We start from the raw sequence: 4,578 nt of genomic DNA, 5'->3' as shown, positions 1-4,578 counted from the left end.
GGCCAGAAGTACAATTTTATTGTTGAGTACTTCAACTACGCCACCGGTGATATTTATTTTATCTTCACCTTTGCTAAACTTATAAACAACCTCACCTTTATCTAGTGTGCTCACTAGTGGTGCGTGGTCATTTAAAATTTGAAAAGTACCGTCTACTCCGGGTAAAGTCACTACTGAAACTTCTCCTTCGTATACTTTTTTTACTGGTGTTACTATTTCTAAAAACATATGTATATGTTTAAAAGCTACCCATAAAATAATGAGTAGCTTATAAAATCATTTATTTTTTAGCTTCTGCAAGCATTTTTTCACCTTTAGCAATGGCTTCTTCGATAGAACCCACAAGGTTAAATGCCATTTCAGGAAGGTGATCAAGCTCACCATCCATGATCATGTTGAAAGCTTTGATGGTATCTTTAATATCAACCAATACGCCAGGTATACCTGTAAACTGCTCAGCAACATGGAAAGGCTGAGAAAGGAATCTCTGCACCCTACGCGCTCTGTGTACAGCTTCTTTATCTTCATCAGATAGTTCGTCCATACCAAGGATAGCGATGATATCCTGAAGTTCTTTGTAACGCTGTAAAATCTCTTTTACTCTTTGTGCGCAGCTATAGTGCTCATCACCAAGTATCTCAGCACTTAAGATTCTTGAAGTAGAATCTAGTGGATCCACCGCTGGGTAGATACCAAGCTCAGAAATCTTACGGTTAAGTACTGTAGTAGCATCAAGGTGAGTAAAGGTAGTAGCAGGAGCAGGGTCAGTCAAGTCATCCGCAGGTACGTAAACAGCCTGTACAGAAGTAATTGATCCTTTCTTTGTAGAAGTAATTCTTTCCTGCATGGCACCCATCTCCGTTGCCAATGTAGGCTGGTAACCTACCGCTGAAGGCATACGTCCAAGAAGTGCAGATACCTCAGAACCAGCCTGAGTAAATCTAAATATATTATCGATAAAGAATAGGATATCTCTTCCTTGTCCTTCACCATCTCCATCTCTGAAGTACTCAGCAACAGTAAGACCAGAAAGGGCCACTCTTGCTCTCGCTCCAGGAGGTTCGTTCATCTGTCCAAATACAAGTGTAGCCTGTGATTTAGCAAGCTCGTCTTCGTCAACTTTAGATAGGTCCCAATCGCCTTCTTCCATTGATTTAACAAACTCCTCACCATACTTAATTACACCTGACTCAATCATTTCTCGAAGCAAGTCATTTCCTTCTCTCGTTCTCTCACCAACACCAGCAAATACAGAAAGACCAGAGTATGCTTTAGCGATGTTATTGATAAGCTCCATGATAAGTACTGTTTTACCAACACCAGCACCACCAAAAAGACCAATTTTACCACCTTTTACATAAGGCTCTAAAAGGTCAATTACTTTAATACCTGTGTAAAGTACTTCTGAAGAAGTAGAAAGATCTTCAAACTTTGGTGCAGCTCTGTGAATAGATAAACCAGTTTTGCCGCTTGGTTGCTTGATACCGTCAATTGCCTCTCCAATTACATTGAAAAGACGACCTTTAATGTCGTCACCTGTAGGCATTTTGATAGGAGCACCTGTGTCGGTTACTTCCATACCACGTACCAAACCTTCGGTACTTTCCATAGAGATTGTTCTTACTCTATCTTCACCAAGGTGTTGCTGACACTCAAGTACCACTTTCTGACCATTTTCTTTGGTTACAACCAGTGAGTCAAGAATGTTAGGCAACTTAGCACCCTCAGCATCAAAGCTTACGTCTACTACGGGGCCGATTACCTGGGTAATTTTACCAATATTTGCCATCTTTTATTGTTTTATAGAAATGATTTAATGCCTCGATATTTTCAGTCCGCAAAACTACAGCTTAAATAACATAAAGCAAAAACAACCCACTTTTTTTGGTTATAAAAATTTAAAGATCAGGCATGTAATACAATACGGAAGGTCGTGCCTTTGTTTTCTTCTGATGACTTTACGAAGATTTTTCCCTTATGATAGCTCTGTATTATTCGTTTGGCGAGCGTAAGACCAAGGCCCCAGCCTCTTTTTTTAGTTGTAAAACCAGGGTTAAATACCTGCTTGATCTTTGTTTTTGGTATGCCCTTTCCGCTGTCGGCTACATCTACAAATACCCGACCTTCGCTAGCCTTAAGTATGTAAACAGTGATTTTGCCAGTTCCTCCCATCGCATCAACGGCATTTTTACACAGGTTTTCTACCACCCACTCAAATAAAGGTGCATTTACCATCGCAATTATATTTGGAGTCAGCGCATGCACGCTAAAGGTCACTTTAGTTGATATTCTTGGCCTCAAATAATCAATAATACCATTGATAAGCTCTTCTATATTTTCTTCTTTTAAAACTGGCTCAGAACCAATATTAGAAAAGCGTTCAGTAATTACCTGTAATTTCTTCACATCCTTATCTAGCTCTGCTATAAGGGTTTTGTCCTGTACTTGCACCTGATCTTTAAAGTACTCAATCCATGCCATAAGGGAAGAAATTGGGGTGCCTAATTGATGTGCTGTTTCCTTGGCGAGGCCCACCCACACACGGTTTTGCTCGGCTGCTTTTGAATAATTAAATATAAGGTAGGCTACAAATCCAAAAAGGGCAATTACCGTAAGTTGCACGTAAGGATAGTAGGTGAGCTGGCGTAATAAAAACGAATTTTTATAATATACATATTGTACCCCATAAACCTGACCATCGTCTTCGAGCTCTATTTTAATAGGCTCATAGGTGTTTTTCATATCGTCTAGCTCTAAGACTAACTTATTTTGAATCTCTTGCTTAGACAGACTGCTATCGAGATCGATATTTCTATACTGACTAATATTCCCGGCCTCATCGACTAATATTGTTGGGATTGAGTTATTCTGAAATAGAATTTGATCGGTAATAAAGTAGAGGTTGTTATCAAGCGTTTGATTAGAGGTATACTCTAGTGCATTGGCAAATAGCTCGATCTGCTTCTGTTCTCGTTGCTCAAGTTGCTTTACAAGCACATTGGTATAATAAATAGAGCCCACACTTATAATTACTGATACGGCCAGTACCACCCATTTTATCTTAGATTTATTGTGATATAAGTCGAGGACACCGACTGATTTGGAAGTTTTTGTCATAGCAATTAAAGAACCTAACCAAATTAAGCCAAAAATATTGTATCGTCAATCGGTGCAAAAAGAGCTATTACAAAAAAAGAGGCTGCCTTGTCAGTTTTAACTAACGAAACAGCCTCTCAAAATGTGTTTTAAATGTTTAGTTCTTCATCATAAACCATTTGGCAAGTACCTTATAGTTTACTTTGGCACCATGCATGAGTATGCCTACACGATAGATTCTGCCGGCCAACCAAATGGTGAATATAAAACCACCAATAAGCATAACCATTGATAATGCGAGTTCCCAAAACGGTACCCCAAAGCCTATTCTTCCCATCATTACGATTGGGGAAGTAAAAGGTATAACCGACAACCAGAAACTAACCGGGCCACTTGGGTCATCAAACACAAACATTGACATACCAAAGAAGCCTATTATGATCGGTAGCATGATCGGTAGCATAAACTGCTGGGCATCGGCTGGTGTATCTACCGCTGAGCCAACTGCCGCAAATAAAGCCCCATATAAAAGATAACCACCAACAAAGTAGAAGATGAAAGTGGAGATAATTCTGGCAAATGGAATGTTACTTATTTCTTTAAAGGCTTTAGCAATTTTGGGGTTGCCCTGCAACTCAGCTGAAATGTCTTCAGCATTGCTATCATTATTTACCTGTGCAGCCTGTACTTCTTTAAGTGCTGTAGACGATGAGTTATCTAACAATAAGCTACCTGCTACTGTGTAAATTCCACCCATAATTAATACCCAAATAAGAATTTGGGTGAGGCCGACAGATGCAACACCAATCACTTTTCCTAACATAAATTGGAAAGGTTTTACTGTAGACACAATCACCTCAACAATTTTACTGTTTTTCTCTTCAATAACACCTTGCATTACTTGCCCGCCATAAACGAATAAGAAGATGTAAATGAGAAAACCAGTTGCATAGCCAATAGCAGAAGCGATACCGGAATTACTTTCTTTTTCTTCTTCAGAATCTAAGCTGCTTATCCTGGTATCCAGACTTACGCTGGTGTTGAGCTTAGAAAGAGTTTCTGAGTCAATCTGATATTTTACCAGTTTCAGATCCTTAATTTTTCTCTCAATAGAATTTTCGATGTCACCCACCACGGAAGGCCCGGGCGTGTTCTGCGTGTATAGTACAAATCCCTGTGGAGATTCAATGTCAAACTTAGGAATATAAAGTAAAGCATAGTCTTCACTTTGCTTATACGCTTCTACTGCCTGCTCGAGGTTATCTGAGGTTTGCACAAAAGTGAATCCATCAGTATTTTCTAATTCCAGATTTTCACTTTCATTTACGACTTGTACTACTCTGGCCCCCTCACTTTCTTTCTGCATTACCATGAGGTATCCCATACCGCCAATTACTGCCGGAAAAAGAATAGGCACAAGGAGTGTCGCAATTAGAAAAGACTTCTTTTTTACTCTGCTTATAAACTCACGCTGTATGATTA

General features: G+C 39.4%; 4 protein-coding genes. All 4 read right to left on the bottom strand.

Going from position 1 to position 4,578, the window contains the following annotated elements; genetic code table 11:
- On the bottom strand, positions 1-228 hold a 228-nt coding region (gene atpC, locus E1176_RS05620), incomplete at its 3' end, for an ATP synthase F1 subunit epsilon (protein ID WP_155209586.1).
- 52 nt (positions 229-280) lie between these two features.
- Positions 281-1,789 carry a F0F1 ATP synthase subunit beta gene (gene atpD, locus E1176_RS05615; protein ID WP_155209585.1) on the bottom strand — a complete coding sequence of 503 codons (1,509 nt, stop codon included), beginning with the start codon at positions 1,787-1,789 and terminating at the stop codon, positions 281-283.
- A 116-nt stretch (positions 1,790-1,905) separates the two neighbouring features.
- Complete coding sequence (locus E1176_RS05610; protein ID WP_155209584.1) at positions 1,906-3,117, bottom strand: sensor histidine kinase; 1,212 nt, start codon at positions 3,115-3,117, stop codon at positions 1,906-1,908.
- A 136-nt stretch (positions 3,118-3,253) separates the two neighbouring features.
- On the bottom strand, positions 3,254-4,578 hold a 1,325-nt coding region (locus E1176_RS05605), incomplete at its 5' end, for an ABC transporter permease (protein WP_155209583.1).

The organism is Fulvivirga aurantia, from assembly GCF_009711475.1.
In the GTDB taxonomy this organism is placed as follows: Bacteria; Bacteroidota; Bacteroidia; order Cytophagales; family Cyclobacteriaceae; genus Fulvivirga; species Fulvivirga aurantia.
The sequence above is the reverse complement of the archived record's forward strand: the minus strand, read 5'-3'. Positions and strand labels throughout refer to the sequence as shown.